The 15525-nt window shown below is 38.5% G+C and carries 17 protein-coding genes and 1 riboswitch; of the genes, 4 read left to right on the forward strand and 13 right to left on the reverse strand.

Going from position 1 to position 15525, the window contains the following annotated elements; translation table 11 throughout:
- Window positions 1–90: 90 nt before the first annotated feature.
- The 6 genes from tnpA to HN459_08340 form a co-directional block, all read right to left on the reverse strand.
- A complete protein-coding gene (gene tnpA / locus HN459_08315) occupies window positions 91–537 on the reverse strand; it encodes an IS200/IS605 family transposase (GenBank protein ID MBT3479449.1) in 447 nt (148 codons plus the stop codon).
- 108 nt (window positions 538–645) lie between these two features.
- A complete protein-coding gene (locus tag HN459_08320; GenBank protein MBT3479450.1) occupies window positions 646–2859 on the reverse strand; it encodes an MFS transporter in 2214 nt (737 codons plus the stop codon).
- 57 nt (window positions 2860–2916) lie between these two features.
- Window positions 2917–3771: a phosphatidylserine/phosphatidylglycerophosphate/cardiolipin synthase family protein gene (locus HN459_08325; GenBank protein MBT3479451.1), complete on the reverse strand. Its 855-nt coding sequence runs from the start codon at window positions 3769–3771 to the stop codon at window positions 2917–2919.
- 59 nt (window positions 3772–3830) lie between these two features.
- Window positions 3831–4511: a DNA repair protein RadC gene (radC, locus tag HN459_08330; protein MBT3479452.1), complete on the reverse strand. Its 681-nt coding sequence runs from the start codon at window positions 4509–4511 to the stop codon at window positions 3831–3833.
- Between the two features lie 60 nt (window positions 4512–4571).
- A complete protein-coding gene (locus HN459_08335) occupies window positions 4572–5534 on the reverse strand; it encodes an FAD-dependent thymidylate synthase (protein MBT3479453.1) in 963 nt (320 codons plus the stop codon).
- A 9-nt stretch (window positions 5535–5543) separates the two neighbouring features.
- Entirely contained in the window at window positions 5544–6317 is a 774-nt protein-coding gene (locus tag HN459_08340) for a 3'(2'),5'-bisphosphate nucleotidase CysQ (protein ID MBT3479454.1), read from the reverse strand.
- 79 nt (window positions 6318–6396) lie between these two features.
- Between HN459_08340 and HN459_08345 the strand changes: the two genes are divergently transcribed.
- Window positions 6397–6774 (forward strand): hypothetical protein, encoded by a 378-nt coding sequence (locus HN459_08345; protein MBT3479455.1) that lies wholly within the window; start codon window positions 6397–6399, stop codon window positions 6772–6774.
- Here the strand turns inward: HN459_08345 and HN459_08350 are convergent.
- The 7 genes from HN459_08350 to metH form a co-directional block, all read right to left on the reverse strand.
- A complete protein-coding gene (locus tag HN459_08350; protein MBT3479456.1) occupies window positions 6769–7431 on the reverse strand; it encodes a DUF2461 domain-containing protein in 663 nt (220 codons plus the stop codon). The genes HN459_08345 and HN459_08350 overlap by 6 nt on opposite strands.
- A gap of 45 nt (window positions 7432–7476) precedes the next feature.
- Window positions 7477–8082, reverse strand: coding sequence for a methyltransferase domain-containing protein (locus HN459_08355; GenBank protein ID MBT3479457.1), 606 nt, complete (start codon window positions 8080–8082; stop codon window positions 7477–7479).
- Window positions 8079–8297 carry a helix-turn-helix transcriptional regulator gene (locus HN459_08360; protein MBT3479458.1) on the reverse strand — a complete coding sequence of 73 codons (219 nt, stop codon included), beginning with the start codon at window positions 8295–8297 and terminating at the stop codon, window positions 8079–8081. The genes HN459_08355 and HN459_08360 overlap by 4 nt, the downstream gene beginning before the upstream one ends.
- 2 nt (window positions 8298–8299) lie before the next feature.
- Window positions 8300–8746, reverse strand: a complete 447-nt coding sequence (locus HN459_08365; protein ID MBT3479459.1) for a hypothetical protein — start codon at window positions 8744–8746, stop codon at window positions 8300–8302.
- Window positions 8743–9165: a hypothetical protein gene (locus HN459_08370; protein ID MBT3479460.1), complete on the reverse strand. Its 423-nt coding sequence runs from the start codon at window positions 9163–9165 to the stop codon at window positions 8743–8745. Before HN459_08370 ends, HN459_08365 begins: the two co-directional genes overlap by 4 nt.
- A 47-nt stretch (window positions 9166–9212) precedes the next feature.
- Window positions 9213–9386 carry a hypothetical protein gene (locus HN459_08375; protein ID MBT3479461.1) on the reverse strand — a complete coding sequence of 58 codons (174 nt, stop codon included), beginning with the start codon at window positions 9384–9386 and terminating at the stop codon, window positions 9213–9215.
- Window positions 9387–9464: 78 nt separating this feature from the next.
- A complete protein-coding gene (metH, locus tag HN459_08380; protein MBT3479462.1) occupies window positions 9465–12992 on the reverse strand; it encodes a methionine synthase in 3528 nt (1175 codons plus the stop codon).
- 37 nt (window positions 12993–13029) lie between these two features.
- Window positions 13030–13106, reverse strand: a riboswitch (SAM riboswitch).
- 301 nt (window positions 13107–13407) lie between these two features.
- Here metH and HN459_08385 point away from each other — a divergent pair.
- The 3 genes from HN459_08385 to HN459_08395 all read left to right on the forward strand — a co-directional run.
- A complete protein-coding gene (locus tag HN459_08385) occupies window positions 13408–14982 on the forward strand; it encodes an Rne/Rng family ribonuclease (protein MBT3479463.1) in 1575 nt (524 codons plus the stop codon).
- 26 nt (window positions 14983–15008) lie between these two features.
- A complete protein-coding gene (gene rplU, locus HN459_08390; GenBank protein MBT3479464.1) occupies window positions 15009–15383 on the forward strand; it encodes a 50S ribosomal protein L21 in 375 nt (124 codons plus the stop codon).
- Window positions 15384–15385: 2 nt separating this feature from the next.
- The coding region (locus HN459_08395; GenBank protein ID MBT3479465.1) for a 50S ribosomal protein L27 at window positions 15386–15525 on the forward strand (140 nt) is incomplete at its 3' end.

Here is a 15525-nt window from a genome sequence, read left to right on the forward strand (position 1 = left end):
ACCTTTTGGGCTAACCTAAAAGAAATCCCATCTCGTGAACACCCGAATTCATTCGGGTGTGAGAGAATGCTCTCAACCTTTATAACGACTTCAGTCGTTTTCATCTTTTTCCATCCCATACCGCTTAAGCCAATGGTTGTATTCATCCATAAAAGTGTTTTTCTTATGGTGCTCATCTTGATTTCTTATATAGTTTGAAACAATGTTTAGCTGAGACGCACTGACCGAAAAAGCACCATATCCCCTTTGCCATCTGAATTTCCCCTGGACAAATCCATTTTCATTGATCCACCTTGATGATTCACCTTTTAAACTTTTAGCAATCTTTGATATAGACAAATCTGCCGGTATTGGAATTAATAAATGTAAATGTTCAGGTTGAATATTTATTTCCTGAATTAATATTCCATTTTCTTTTCCATGCACAATTAAATGGGTTTTCAACTGTTTTTTAAATTCCTTATTTAAAATTGGGTTGCGACTGTGAGTTGACCATACCAGATGAACAAAAACTTTGACCTTTGAATGGATTGCCATCGGGTTATTAAACCGCTGAAGCGGTTATACTTGTTTCCTGAGTTTTTATCACCCCAATAAATTGGGGTGTTTTAAAACTATATTTCATAGATGAATCTCCATTGGATTCTACGAAATCACCAACTCTAACGCATTTTTTACGATAGATTCTTTACTGGGCAAGGTCGCCGTCGCTGCTACACCAAGGGAAATAAAACTATCTTCCGCTGCATGGAGTTTTATATTCAATGGTTTCTTAGACTCGCTCACTAATTGAGTAAATAATCCTTCACCATGACAGCCAGTTCGACGGCATTCATCTACAATGAGCACATTTTCACAAACACCAATTACCTTCAATAGTTTCGGAATATCAATATCCGAAAGCCAGCGTAAATCGATTACTTTAATTTTTTTCTTTAATTTTTTCTCAATCTCTTTTTGTGCTTGAAGGGATAAGTACAATCCATTTCCATACGTGATTATTGTGAGCACTTTCCCATTACCATATTCTTCAAATTCGCCGAGTGAAATTTCTTCATCTAACTCAGGATATTGGAAATTCCATTTTCCATCTTTAGGCTCGTGGAGATCTTTCATCATATAAAGAGCTATTGGCTCTATAAAAACAACAACTCTTCCATTTTCATACGCTTCTCGAACGGCGGTACGAAGCATCTTGACTGCATCAACACCATTGGATGGGACAGCAAGAATTATCCCTGGAATATCACGAAATATAGTTAAAGAATTATCGTTATGAAAATGGCCACCAAATCCTTTCTGATAAGCCAATCCCGGCACTCGCAAAACCATTGGATTCGTAAATTGACCTTCGCTGAAAAAAGGTAATGTTGCTGCTTCTCCCCGTAATTGATCTTCTGCATTATGAAGATAAGCCAGAAATTGGATTTCTGGAATTGGAACAAATCCGTTGTGACCAAACCCTGACCCAAAACCGATAATTGAAGTTTCATCCAGCGGACTATTAAACACACGACGGACACCAAATTGTTTATATAAATCGGCCGTTACATGATATACACCGCCTTTCTGCGCTACATCTTCTCCAAATACTAATGTGTTTTTATACCGTAGCATAATATCGGACAAAGCATAATTAATGAGTTTTGCCATGTGTTGGGCTTGGTCCATACGCGGAAACTCTTTTCCAAAAAGTTCTTTTCGGTCATTTGAAGTCGGGTATTTTGGAACATCTCGTTTGCTTTGGTTGGCGGTGATGGATTTCATCACACCCTCAGCCGATTCCAATTTTGGCCGAAGGGTTGCCGCTTCAAATACATGATTAATCTGCTCGCGCGTTGATTCATACATGGCCAAAATATCATCAGCAGATAAACATTGATTTTCTATGAGAATTCGAGAAGAATGAAGTAACGGGTCATTGAATTCAGTCTTTTCAATTTCTGCGAGTGGTCTATAGCCAACTTCTACATCAGACCCAGCATGCCCCATGAGTCTTACCGTTTTCATATGAAGAAAAATGGGAGAACGATTTATTCTACAATCATGTTCAGCTCGACGTGCTTTTATGATAAGATCAATCAGATGTAAACCATCCGTTTGCAAATAATCAATACCAGGTCGATTGGAAAAATTCTGTTGAACCCAATGATCATCTGTAGGAACTGAAATGCCCGTACCATTATCTTCGCAAATAAATATAATAGGAACATGTCCGCCCACATTATTCACCCAACTGGCGGTATTAAAGGCACTTAGGGCGGTTGCATGGTTAGCGCTAGCATCGCCAAAACTGCATAGTACAATACTATCTCCAATTAATTCCCGTTCTGAAATATCCAAATCCTTTGCGCGATCTATTGAAAAGGCCGTCCCAACAGCCTTTGGAAGGTGACTAGCAATTGTACTGGTTTGGGGCGGAATATTTAAAATTTTGCTCCCCAATACTTTATGTCTTCCACCGCTAATGGGATCTTCTGAAGATGCCATGTACGAAAGTGCCATATCATAAATCGGTGTTGTACCGGAGACTTGTTTAGCTCGCTCTATAAAAAAGGGTCCACTGCGATAATGAAGAAAAGCCATATCCGTATATGGAAAAACTTTTCCAAAAACCGCATTCCCTTCGTGTCCGGAGCTACCAATTGTGTAAAAGCATTTCCCTTCATCTTTCAATAACCGCGCCTTTAAATCCATATGGCGGCTTAAGACTTGTGACTCAAATACTGAAATCAACTCCGACGGGGGAATATTGGTTTGAGATAATAGAAGATTAGTCCGGGCGGTGGGAAGATTCCCGGATTTCACGAATTGGGTAAAATTGAAATCAATGACTTCTGCTCTGTTGAATAATGACATAGTTTATTTACAAAATGGCCACAGAGAGCACAGAGTACGCAGAGAATCGGGAGAAAATTAAATTTTTAATAAGGATTGGTGGTTTTTACAAAATGGATTATCAATTGAAGTATCGAATTCATCTCCACATTTATGACAATATGATCCATCATTTGATCGATTTGACTTATAGTACTCACCTATTTCAATAGGACGGTCTATATTTAATAAAATTCTTTTTTTTGTTCGGATACAATATCCGAGTTTTTCTTCCACCTTAGATATTTCCGTTTTGGAGGAAAGTTTATCATTTATTATACCCTCATGAACATATCCTTTAACCCTTTCAAAATCCATATCTTTATTGGAATGCCATCCAACTTCAAAAGAATTCATCATTGACGATTGATTTAAATTTAAAGAAGTGATAATCATTTCTGATTCATTAAAATATAATTTGGAATGCAAATTCGGATGATTGTAAACCTTGCAAATTCCATCAATTCGCTTTAATATTTTTAAAAATTCAGGGTTTTCAAGTTCTTTTGTATTATGAACAATATAAACTTTTACTTCATTTTTTGCCGCTTGAATAATATTCCTTAATAATGTTTCTCCCGGTGAAAAAAATGGGCTTACAATTACAATAAATTCTTCCGCATAACTTATTATATCGGACACTTTTGATTTAATTTCTTCGTCTAATAAAATTTCATTAGTAGCAAAAGAGTTTTTCAACCATGAAACAAACCCGACTGTGAGTAAAAAAAATACAATGAAAAATAAAATGTTTCCCAATTCAAATTCCAAATGTTGATTACTATAATAATAAAATTCTATTATAATTACAAAATAAATAGAAAAAGACAATCTATTAAAAATGATTTTTTTAATTATATTTTTGATAATTCTGAGTTTTTTTGAAGTTTTCATAATTTATTTCAATAAGTATTCCTGAAAATATTTCTCCGTGTCTTTGTGGTTAAAATTATTTAAATCAACCCATGGTCCGCAAAAGAATACACATCATTCCCGGCGATGATGAGATGATCATGAACCGATACTTCAATTGCTTTGACTGCTTCGACCAATTTTTTGGTAATCGTGAGATCGTCCTGGCTAGGGTTGGGGTTTCCACTGGGGTGATTATGGACAAATACCAATGCAGCCGCATCGTTCTCCAGCGCCCGCTTTACCACTTCACGTGGATAGACTGCCGATGTAGATAAAGTGCCTTCAAATAATTCTTCCATTTTTAAAATTTGATTTCGACCATTGAGATAAATAACCATAAATATTTCACGGTTTTTATCCCGGAGATTATGCTTTAAATAATCCATCACTTCATCGGCGGAACGGATAAAATCTTTATTGATAATTTTGTCTGAAAGATAGCGACGGGAAACAGCTTGGGCAATTTTGAGTCCGAATACATTATTGTCCCCAATACCATTAATGGATTTGAGTTCCTCTGCGTTGGCTTCCAAAACAGATTTAAGAGAACCAAATTGTTTCAAAGCATCCTTGGCCGCTTGTTTGCAATCTTTTCGGGGAGTACCTAAAGTAAGTAAGAGTTCGATAATTTCATAATCGTGAAATCCATCCAGACCGCTTTTCAGGAATTTATCCCGAAGGCGTTGGCGATGACCTTCGTTTATTTGCGGCGAAGTCACAGAGATTGTAGCGATTTTATAATTAATAACATATTGCTCTGTGTGTTATGCAATCCGCGACTAGTTTTTTAAACTCTCCAGTTTCAACTTGAATTCTCTGAGTTCACGTGTATTACCCAATTCAATTTCACCTGAATCCCATTTTAATTTGAAATCCGTTTCAGAATCGGAACCACCTTGTTTTTGGTATAATGGATACAAATCAGCATCTTCTCTTGGCTTCGAATTATGGAGTGTTGCAGTTAGTTGATAGGCAATATCTTCACAAATATCATCAATAACACGATTGGGTAAGTTTTTCTGGAGCAAACTTTGCTCAACGCGAGAAAAACGCATTCCTTTTACAACGTAATCTTGGTAGGCTTCCCACGCAAATGGCGCAACAGCTTTCACTGATTCCGCCATTGCATCAGAAAAAACTCGAATTTCGTATTGGGCATGACTGTCGGATCTCAGTCCAACAAAATGAAGCAGATTATGAAGATCGTTCTTCCAATACCATTCCGTATAAAGATTTACCGGGAGAATTGATCGGGCCAATTCACGGGCCACTCCTGCCTCATTCAATTCAGAATAAATTGCAAAACTGCGATCAGAAATTTCTTTAAAATAATCCTGAACTTTTTGTTTTAATTCTGGTGGCACTTCCCCCATCCTGCCCTGCTTATTTAAAGCCGACTGAAACTGAATATGTTCAGGGTCAGGCATATAAAACTCATCGCGCGCTTCTGAGTATCGAAGTGAATATTCGTTAATATTTGCCGTACGATGTCGAACCCATTGCCGGGCAACAAAAATAGGCATCTTGCAATGATACTTGAATTCCACCATTTCAAAAGGTGTTGTATGGCGATGGCGCATAAGATAGCGAATAAGTCCCCGATCTTGAGATGTTTTACTGGTCCCTTTACCATAACTCACGCGAGCCGCTTGTACAATGGCATCATCCCCACCCATGGAATCCACGAGTCGAACGAATCCTTTATCTAAACATTGGATTGCATCTTCTGGTATTTGTGTCATTTTTATTTATTATGTTAAAATTTTATATGTTTTATCCACTGCATCTACTTCACCGGCAATTAAACCTGGTTCAATAAGCGTCTTTTCTTGATTGAAACTAACAAGATTCCCTTTTAGGTCAATCAGTTTTCCGCCTGCTTCATTAATTATACAATTTCCTGCACAGATGTCCCATTCGTTTTTTGGACGAAGAGAAGCAAATATATCTGCTTTCCCAGCGGCTGTAAGCCCAAGCTTATACGCAACAGAGCCTACTGCCCTGAGTTCACCAAATGTACCATCATATGGCGCCCATAGCCCACGTCGTGTTTCAGAACGACTATTCAAAATAACCATATCAACCAAATTTACTTTTGAAGAACAGCGAATGGGTTCACTATTCAAAAATGCGCCCTCACCTTTGGCTGCCGTAAATGTTTCTTTGGTTACGGGGTTATAAAGAATACCAACAATCGGTTTGCCATTTTCTACCAAGGCAACACTAACCACAAAGTTTGGAACGCCTTCGATGAATTCTTTGGTGCCGTCAAGTGGATCAACAACCCATACCCTATCCTTGGATAAACGGTCCGGCGAATCCACAGTTTCTTCGGATAACCAACCATATTCTGGCCGGGCCCCCATTAAAATGTCCTTCAGACAATCATCGGCCGCATGGTCTGCTGTTGTAACAGGATTATGATATCCCTTATCACGAATTTCGTAATCCGCTTTATAATAGTTTAATATTACGCCACCTGCTTCAATAGCGGCATCTTTTGCGAGTATTAAATCAGAAATCATGGGGCGAAAATTAGGGCAAACAATTAAAGGTCACATCTTATTATTCGTACGTAAATTGATTTAATTGAAAGGAATAATTATGATAAGAAATATTTTAGCAGTGGTTGCAGGTTGGCTCAGTTGGGGAATAATTTGCAATCTTCTCCTCTTCCCAATTCTAATGAGTCTTTTTCCCGATCAATTTGAGAATACGGTTCCCACAACCAAGGGAATGCTTATGGCCAGTTTAGTCCTAACATTTATCTGTTCCATTATTGCAGGATATGTTTCTGGTTTGGTTGCAGCGACAAACCATCTTCGAGTTGTTCAAATTGCAGCCATAATCAATTTAGTATTTGCAATCGTTGTTCAAATTAGTTTTGGGGACACCATGCCCGCTTGGTATCACATTATCTTTTTGGCATCAATCATGCCCTTAATGATTATGGGTGGTAAAGAAAGAATTAAACGATTATGATTGACCTATCGCCTTTCGGAGGTAAACGATAAAATCTGCCATTTGGTGGTATACATCATAGCCAATATCTAAAATTTGGTCTGACCGAAAATCAGCAATTGGGATTTTCTTACTCACAATAAAATCTTTATATCGAAGCCATTCAATCTGGGGATGATCTTTAGGATATCCTTTTGGTGCAACTTTTAGACGGTTACCACCCAATTCCCCAAAAGTATTTATAAACCCGTCGTCTTTTACTATGGATTCAAATTGATTCGGCCATCCCACAATATATTCACGAATGGCCAATAATGTATCCTTATCTGGATGCCAAATACCACCGGCAATAAAACATTCTTCCGGGCCCACATGAATGTAATAGCCAGCACCCATGCGCTTTCTTCCACCGGGATTCATACTGGCACCGAACCAAGTCTTGTAGGGCGTTTTATCTTTAGAAAAACGCGTATCACGATAAATTCGAAATAAACAGTCTTTTGGTTCGGTTCCAATCATTTCAGAATCAAATTCAGAAATCCGAAACAAGAGCATCGCTACAAAATCGATAAAGTTTTGCTGGGCATCCTTGAACCTGTCCTTATTGGCATGATACCATTCCCGACGGTTATTATTCTTTAGGTCTGTTAGGAAATCAAATGTGGATTGGTCAATCATTGAAAAATGTGTTAAAGTCCTTTCGCTTCTTTCTAAATTAGTACTTTAACACTTTTTAAATATAATCAGTTTTTCGCGACCTTTTCGAGGGCCAATTGATAAATCCGGAAATTCTTCCTTTACAATTCCCCATCCTAAATCAAAAATAGATTTAACTTCATCAATCCTTGTCGCATAGGGTGGACCACCTTCTTCCAATGTTTTATCTAAAGGAAACCAGAGTCCAACTAATTGTCCACCCGGTTTTAATATTGATTTAACTACAGCTTCATATTCTACTCTTCGGCTTGGATCAATAGCACAAAAACATGTTTGCTCAATAATATAATCAAAAGTATTTGCGTATTTGTGTGTTAAAGAAAAAATATTAGCTTCGACAGCATTGATTTTAACTTGGGACGATTCCGCTAATGTTTTTAGTGCGACGATAGCCGATGGGGCAAAATCTACAGCTGTCACTTCAAATCCTTTTTGTGCAAAAACGATTGCATCATGCCCATGGCCACATCCTACGATACAAACTTTCCCTGGGTTTAACTTTGATGCCATTTGTCGAAATATTGGGGTGGGCCCACCTAAATCCCAGCCTAAGCTATCTGCCAAATATTTATCCTCCCAATACTGGGAATTGTTTTTACGATAATTCATCATTCACCATCCTGAAATTGGAACACGGATTCCAAAGGAACGCCAAACGCATTGGCAATTTTGAAAGCCAATTCCAGGGAAGGTGAATATTTGCCCCCCTCAATCGCAATGATGGTTTGACGGGTAACATCTGCTTTCGCGGCAAGATCTGCCTGAGTCATTTCATCTGCATCAAAGCGCAGACGACGAACATTATTTGTGATTGCAAGCTTTCCCATTTTTAAATTGTCTTTCGGTAATAATATAACTGAGTAATGGCGTTCCCAACGGAAGCTATTACCATAATTAATAACAAAAACACAACGATTGATGGATTAAAAACCATTAACGATTTATAATAAAATGGGTAGGATACAATTATCCCTATTAAAATGATTATGAAAAAGTGAAAAATTAAATATCCAATTCTGTATCCTTTCTTCTCACATAAATCATCTCGTTCATCCCTCTTTTGTGGTTTTACGAATTTGTTTATAAACCCAAATACGAGGATTGAATACAAAATAGAAATTATAATGGTGTTAATAATGATTTCTAAAAGAATATCTCCCTCATTTAAATCCATATATAAAACTTTTGGGAAAAAATAAATTGATACTAGAATATCTAATCCTAATTCACCCCAAATATTGAGTTCTCTATTTGAATAATTTGAAAAAAGATTCATTTGAATTTCCTCTGGCCTGCGAGTACGCCACCAATATAAGTAATTGCCATCAGCATGATTAAATGTGATATCTCAGGTTCAAAAGAAATGAGTTTAATGTCTTCCAACAGTTCATAGCTAAGACCACACACTAACCCAACACCCAGCGAAAATGCCATGGCTTCAAGTTGAATTTTTCGCATCAGTTCATCCAGCCCATTCAGATGCCGTTTGTTTGCCAATATCATTCCAAATCCAATCCCCAGATTAATGAGCACGCCTAGAATTGTAAGGGTCGTATTGAACGCCCAAAAAAATTTGGGGCCAAACACAGCCAATGCTGAAGTCAAAACCCAAGCGCCGGTCCAAAGTCCAACATGAACCGTGTTTATTTTAGTTCGAGTGGTAAGATCGCTAGATTCAGTCATTTTCTTTGTCATAATTATTAATCCTTTATTATAATTTTAAGAGTCAACTTGTAGAACTACTATATTTTAGTATTGATTATTGAGACCTTTTTCAAACTGATATATTCAATTTTCTTTTTGGCTTGAATTTTTATCCAAGAATCTCCAACTTCAAGAACTTTACCTTTAGTATTATCGGTTGCAAAACTGGAAGTTTGAATTAAGACTTCTTTTCCTTTTAATTCTTCTAACATAAGTCATTCTCCTTTATCAATAATTAGGGCAGAATGTATGATATATATTACTATAAGTAAAGTATTTTTTACATAATGTTAATAATCACTTACACTAAAGTATCGAGATTCAGGATGAGAAAAGTACCATCCACTGACAGAAGCGGCGGGATTCATGGCGCGACTTTCTGTCAACGTAATTCCTGTGTTTTCCTCAACATTGAGCAATTTCCAAATCTTATCTTTTTCTACATGATCCGGACATGCGGGGTATCCCGGTGCGGGACGAATTCCCTGATATTTTTCATTTATTAGTGAATCATTATTCATTGATTCATCAGTGGCATATCCCCAGAGTTCTTTCCGCATCCTTTGGTGAAGCCGTTCTGCAAAAGCTTCCGCCAGTCGATCCGCTAATACTTTAACCATGATGGCATTATAATCATCATGCTGGTTTTCGAATTCTTTTACGATGGTTTCGATTCCGTGGCCCGTAGTTACTGCAAATGTTCCAATAAAATCATCTTTCGGTGCAATAAAGTCCGCCAAACAAAAATTCGGTTTCTTCGCACCTTTATCTACCGTTTGTCGGGGAAATTTAAATACCACACCATCTGTAAATACGGATTCATTTTCCGCATAGGCAGGATGAATGCCTATCACGCCTTTTGCCGTAAGCAATTTTTCAGATACAATTCTTTTCAAAAGTGACTGACCGTCATCAAAAAGTTTTTGCGCTTCAACTCCATATTTGGAATCGGTCATTATTTTTGGATAAACCCCCTTTAATTCCCACGCGTGGAAAAAGGGAGACCAATCAATATAATCCACCAATTCGTCTAAAGGATAATCTTCAAAAACTTTTACCCCTTGAAATCTTGGTGTTGGTACTTGATATTGATTCCAATCAACTGGAAATTTTCTTTCTCTTGCTGTTTGGATATTAAGCCGCTTCATTTGGGGCCTTTTTGCACGTGCCTCTCTAATCTTGGCAAAATCTGCTTGTGTCTCCGATACTAGCGATTCTTTTTCATCCTCATTCAATAGTTTGCTCACAACACCCACGGCACGGGAGGCATCAATTACATGGATGGTTGGACCGGAATAATTTTCTTCGATTTTGACGGCGGTGTGTTTGCGGCTTGTTGTGGCACCCCCAATTAACAAAGGAATATCAAATTCAAGTCGTTCCATTTCACTGGCGACATGAACCATTTCATCCAAACTGGGCGTAATAAGCCCAGAAAGACCGATAATATCAGCCCCTTCAGCTTTGGCCGTAGAAAGGATTTTGTCCGACGATACCATAACGCCAAGATCAATAATATCATAACCATTGCAACCCAGTACAACACCTACAATATTTTTTCCAATATCATGGACATCACCCTTTACCGTCGCCATGACAATTTTACCGTTTGATTTTCCCGTGAGTCCCAATTCATCTTTTTCTTTTTCAATAAATGGCAAAAGGTGTGCTACAGCTTTTTTCATCACCCGAGCAGATTTCACCACTTGGGGCAGAAACATTTTGCCCGCACCGAACAAATCGCCCACGACATTCATACCATCCATGAGAGGACCTTCAATCACATGAATTGGACGATCATATTTTTGACGTGCCTCTTCTGTATCATCTACTATAAAATCGACAATTCCATCCACTAAAGCGTGGCTTAGACGATCCTGAACAGAATTCTCCCGCCAGGACAAATCCTTTTTCTGCGATTTTTTAACACCGCGATATTCATCTGCAATTTCAACCAATCTTTCGGTAGCATCATCCCTGCGATTAAATAGAACGTCTTCTACACGTTTTTTCAATTTCGGCGCAATTTCATCATAAACTGTAAGTTGCCCCGCATTCACGATTCCCATATCCATTCCGGCCTGTATAGCATGATAAAGAAAAACGGAATGCATCGCCTCGCGAATACCATTATTTCCCCGAAATGAGAAAGAAAGATTCGAGACGCCACCACTGATATGAACACCCGGAAGTGTTTCCTTTATCGTTTTAGTGGCATCAATAAATGCTTTTCCATATTCATTGTGCTCTTCAATCCCCGTAGCCACAGCAAATATATTCGGATCAAAAATGATATCTTCCGGGGCAAAACCAACTTCTTCAGTTAGAATCTTATAAGCATTTGTGCAAATCTCAACTTTCCGATCGTATGAATCGGCTTGACCTTTTTCATCAAAAGCCATGACAATTACGGCCGCACCATATTTTTTAACAATCTTAGCTTGCCTTATAAATTCGCCCTCCCCTTCTTTCATGGAGATAGAATTGACAATGCCTTTTCCCTGAAGATTTTTCAACCCTTCTTCCAAAACTGTCCATTTAGATGAATCTACCATGACAGGCACTTTAGCAATATCCGGTTCCGCAGCGATCAAACGAAGGAATGTTTCCATAGCTTGTTCCGAATCGAGGAGTCCTTCATCCATATTTACATCAATAATTTGGGCGCCATTTTCAATCTGCTGGCGTGCTACAGATAAAGCTTCCTCATAGTTATCTTCTTTGATTAATCGGCGGAATTTAGCCGAGCCGGTTACATTGGTTCGCTCTCCAATATTTACAAAATTACTCTCGGGACGAATCGTCACCGGTTCCAAACCACTCAATTTTGTTAAAGGATTAATCTTCGGAATTTCTCTAGGAGTGACTCCGTGGACTGCATCAGCAATTGCCTTAATATGAGAAGGCGTTGTACCGCAGCATCCGCCCACAAGGTTTACCAATCCGCTTTCGGCAAATTCTTTTATGATGGCGGCCATTGCTTCGGGAGATTCATCGTATTCTCCAAATTCGTTAGGCAACCCCGCATTGGGATAAACGAAGGAATAAATACCGGCAGATGTTGAAAGGTCATCTAGCCATGGACGGATCTGCTCCGCACCTAAAGCACAGTTAAGTCCGACTGCAGTTAAATCTGCATGACGAATTGAATTCCAGAAGGCTTCCACCGTTTGCCCCGAAAGTGTTCTGCCACTCGCATCGGTGATTGTTCCAGAAACTAAAATCGGAATATCGACTCCTCGATCTTCCATTAATGTTTTCACAGCAAAAAGCGCTGCTTTACAATTCAAGGTATCAAAAACAGTTTCAACTAAAAATAGATCAACACAACCATCTAAAAGTCCTTTTGCCTGATCGTAATATGCATTTTTCAACTCATCAAAAGTGATATTACGAAAACCGGGATCATTCACATCGGGGCTCATTGAAGCGGTACGGTTTGTTGGCCCTAATGCTCCGGCTACAAATCGCGGGTAGTCTGTATAGGATTTAGCGACAGATTTAGCAATTTTTGCCGCTTCAAGGTTTATCTCGTAAGCCAAGTCCTCCATGCCATAATCAAGCTGGGAAATGGCATTGGCATTAAAGGTGTTGGTCTCAACAATATCGGCACCAGCATCAAAATAGGCTTTGTGGATCTCACCTACAACATCGGAACGGGTGAGACTAAGTAAATCGTTATTGCCTTTCAAATCCTTTGGGTGATTCTTGAATCGATCTCCACGAAAATCTTTTTCCGAAAGGTTATAGGATTGGACCATAGTTCCCATGGCTCCATCCAAAACCAATATTTTTTCTTTAAATAAATCTTTAATCATTTGTCTTTCTTTCTAAAAGTAAAAAACCCCGATGCAAAAGTCGAGGTTAATGACCTTTTTAGCACCATTATTTTATGTCGCGGCAATAGGGAACAAATCACGACTGCCCAAAATTACCTGAAAAACTGAATCTATACCAATCCTTTAGTTATACCTTATATTCCTTGGTCAGTAGAACACCTATCCGTATTTTCCATGCTGGATGGCGATGAATTGAAGGTGCAAATCCAAAAAGTTTTTTCGGTCTGATTCTAGACCATAACAAAATAGTTACCGAAAATTTTCATCCTTCAGAAGATTAAATTCATTCATTCTGTAGAATTCTACCTCGGCTGAAGGGCCGACTGCTTTCTTCATTTCGTCTCCAATCCAAGATAATAGAAACCCTAAGTTGATAAATCTTTGGAGTTAAGATATGAAAAAAGAGATTTTTATCAGCGAGAGTATGGGGGAATCTCGAATTGCCATTGTTGAAGATGGTACACTCGTTGAAGTCTATGTTGAGAAGCAGGACCGCCAACGCATGGTGGGGAATATTTATAAAGGACAGGTTGAAAATGTCCTCCCCGGAATGCAGGCCGCATTTGTAGATATTGGTTACGATATCAATGCTTTCCTACCTTTCTCAGAAATAGAAAATTCCGCCTACCTTGCAGATGTGGATGAGGTTGAAAGCCGCCCATCTAAAAATAAAAACAGTAAGAATGGCCAACAGCGAAACCGAAAAAGGTTTCGTGATGATATTAGTGTCGATTTAAAAACCGGACAGGATATTCATGTTCAGGTAATTAAAGAAGCATTCGCCGGAAAAGGTCCCCGTGTTACAACTGAAATTGCCATCCCCGGACGTCTTCTTGTCCTAGTTCCCAATGCAAATTATATTGGAATTTCTAAAAAAATATGGGATAAATACGAACGTCGCCGTTTAAAGAAAATTGTCTCATCCTTGAAAGAAAAAGGCATGGGCGTCATAGTTCGAACTGTAGCGGAAGGCAAAAGTGAAGAACTACTTAAAAACGATTTCAATATCCTTGTTGAAAATTGGAAAAAGCTTCAGAATAAAAGTGAACGAGCAAAAGGTACAGCGATTGTTTATGAGGATTTAGAAACAGCTTCTAGTGTTATTCGGGATTTATTTACACCCGATATCAACAAAATTGCAATTGATTCTAAAAAGCTTTACCGAAAACTTCAGGGCTATTTGGAAGAGGTCTCCCCTAACATGGCCAATCGCCTAGAGCATTATAAGCTGAAACAGCCGCTCTTTGAAAGTATGGGGATAGAGAACGAGTTAGATAAACTACTCCGTCCAAAAGTTTGGTTAAAAAGCGGTGCCTACCTCATTATTGAAAAAACAGAAGCCATGGTTGTGGTGGATGTAAACAGCGGCCGATTTGTGGGTAAAAAGAACCATGAAGAGAATTCGCTTAAAATAAACCTAGAAACATGTAAAGAAGTTGCGCGCCAGCTTCGTTTAAGAGATCTTTCAGGTTTAGTAGTAATCGATTTTATCGATATGCGTGAAGAATCAAATCGTCGGAAGGTTTACTACGAACTTCGAAAAGAATTAAAGAAAGATCGAGCAAAAGTAGCCGTTTCACCTATTTCAGAATTTGGTCTTTTGGAAATGACTCGCCAACGAATTCGATTAAGTTTGTTGGATTCCATGAGTGAAGAATGTCCCACCTGTCATGGTGCCGGCCGGATCATGTCACGGGAAACACTGATCACTCGTATTGACCATTGGCTACGTCGATATAAATCAAAACACCGTAGTCTCAGGTTAAAATTAGAACTTCATCCTGAGATTGCTCATTTTATGAAAGATAATAAAAAAGCACTTCGCGGACTCATGTGGCAGAATTTCACTTACATCATTATCGAGGGCAATCCAGCTATTGCCCGGGATGAATTCAGATTTTTAAACACTAAGAATGGTCAACAAGAGATTGAGCATGTAGGTGTTGAAAACAAGAGAGATTTAACTTAAGTTCCTCGGCTTTTTTTGGAGAAAATATGTTTGCAATCGTTAATATAGCAGGAAAACAATACCGCGTCGCAGAAGGTGACAAAATTAAAGTGTCACTTCTTGAGGCAGAAGTCGGTAAAAAGGTCAAATTTGATAATGTCCTTTTGACGGATGATGGTAAAAAAGTTAAGGTTGGGAAACCAACTGTAAAAGGTGTATCCGTATCTGGTACTGTGCTGGATCATGGCCGTGACCGTAAAGTCATTATCTTTAAAAAGAAAAGACGTAAAGGTTATCGTCGGAAGAACGGACACCGACAAGACTTTTCATTGGTACAGATTGATGCAATTTCTGCATCAGCGCCTAAGAAAAAGGTGGCACCAAAGAAAACAGCTGATAAAGCTGAAAAGAAGAAAGATTAAATATGGCACATAAAAAAGGTGTAGGTAGTTCCAAAAATGGTCGCGATTCCAACGCTAAAAGGCTTGGGGTAAAAGTGTCTGATGGACAAAGTATCCTCGCTGGGGGAATCATCCTCAAACAACGTGGAACCAAATTTCACCC

This window comes from Candidatus Neomarinimicrobiota bacterium, assembly GCA_018647265.1.
In the GTDB taxonomy this organism is placed as follows: Bacteria; Fidelibacterota; Marinisomatia; order Marinisomatales; family TCS55; genus TCS55.

Bases quoted from the DNA above. Each gene is read 5' to 3' on its own strand.
- HN459_08340 (MBT3479454.1), bottom strand. From the start codon at position 6,317: ATGATTTCTGATTTAATACTCGCAAAAGATGCCGCTATTGAAGCAGGT.
- HN459_08345 (MBT3479455.1), top strand. From the start codon at position 6,397: ATGATAAGAAATATTTTAGCAGTGGTTGCAGGTTGGCTCAGTTGGGGA.
- tnpA (MBT3479449.1), bottom strand. From the start codon at position 537: ATGGCAATCCATTCAAAGGTCAAAGTTTTTGTTCATCTGGTATGGTCA.
- HN459_08335 (MBT3479453.1), bottom strand. From the start codon at position 5,534: ATGACACAAATACCAGAAGATGCAATCCAATGTTTAGATAAAGGATTC.
- rplU (MBT3479464.1), top strand. From the start codon at position 15,009: ATGTTTGCAATCGTTAATATAGCAGGAAAACAATACCGCGTCGCAGAA.
- metH (MBT3479462.1), bottom strand. From the start codon at position 12,992: ATGATTAAAGATTTATTTAAAGAAAAAATATTGGTTTTGGATGGAGCC.
- HN459_08355 (MBT3479457.1), bottom strand. From the start codon at position 8,082: ATGATGAATTATCGTAAAAACAATTCCCAGTATTGGGAGGATAAATAT.
- HN459_08320 (MBT3479450.1), bottom strand. From the start codon at position 2,859: ATGTCATTATTCAACAGAGCAGAAGTCATTGATTTCAATTTTACCCAA.
- HN459_08360 (MBT3479458.1), bottom strand. From the start codon at position 8,297: ATGGGAAAGCTTGCAATCACAAATAATGTTCGTCGTCTGCGCTTTGAT.
- HN459_08325 (MBT3479451.1), bottom strand. From the start codon at position 3,771: ATGAAAACTTCAAAAAAACTCAGAATTATCAAAAATATAATTAAAAAA.
- HN459_08375 (MBT3479461.1), bottom strand. From the start codon at position 9,386: ATGTTAGAAGAATTAAAAGGAAAAGAAGTCTTAATTCAAACTTCCAGT.
- HN459_08385 (MBT3479463.1), top strand. From the start codon at position 13,408: ATGAAAAAAGAGATTTTTATCAGCGAGAGTATGGGGGAATCTCGAATT.
- HN459_08370 (MBT3479460.1), bottom strand. From the start codon at position 9,165: ATGACAAAGAAAATGACTGAATCTAGCGATCTTACCACTCGAACTAAA.
- HN459_08350 (MBT3479456.1), bottom strand. From the start codon at position 7,431: ATGATTGACCAATCCACATTTGATTTCCTAACAGACCTAAAGAATAAT.
- HN459_08365 (MBT3479459.1), bottom strand. From the start codon at position 8,746: ATGAATCTTTTTTCAAATTATTCAAATAGAGAACTCAATATTTGGGGT.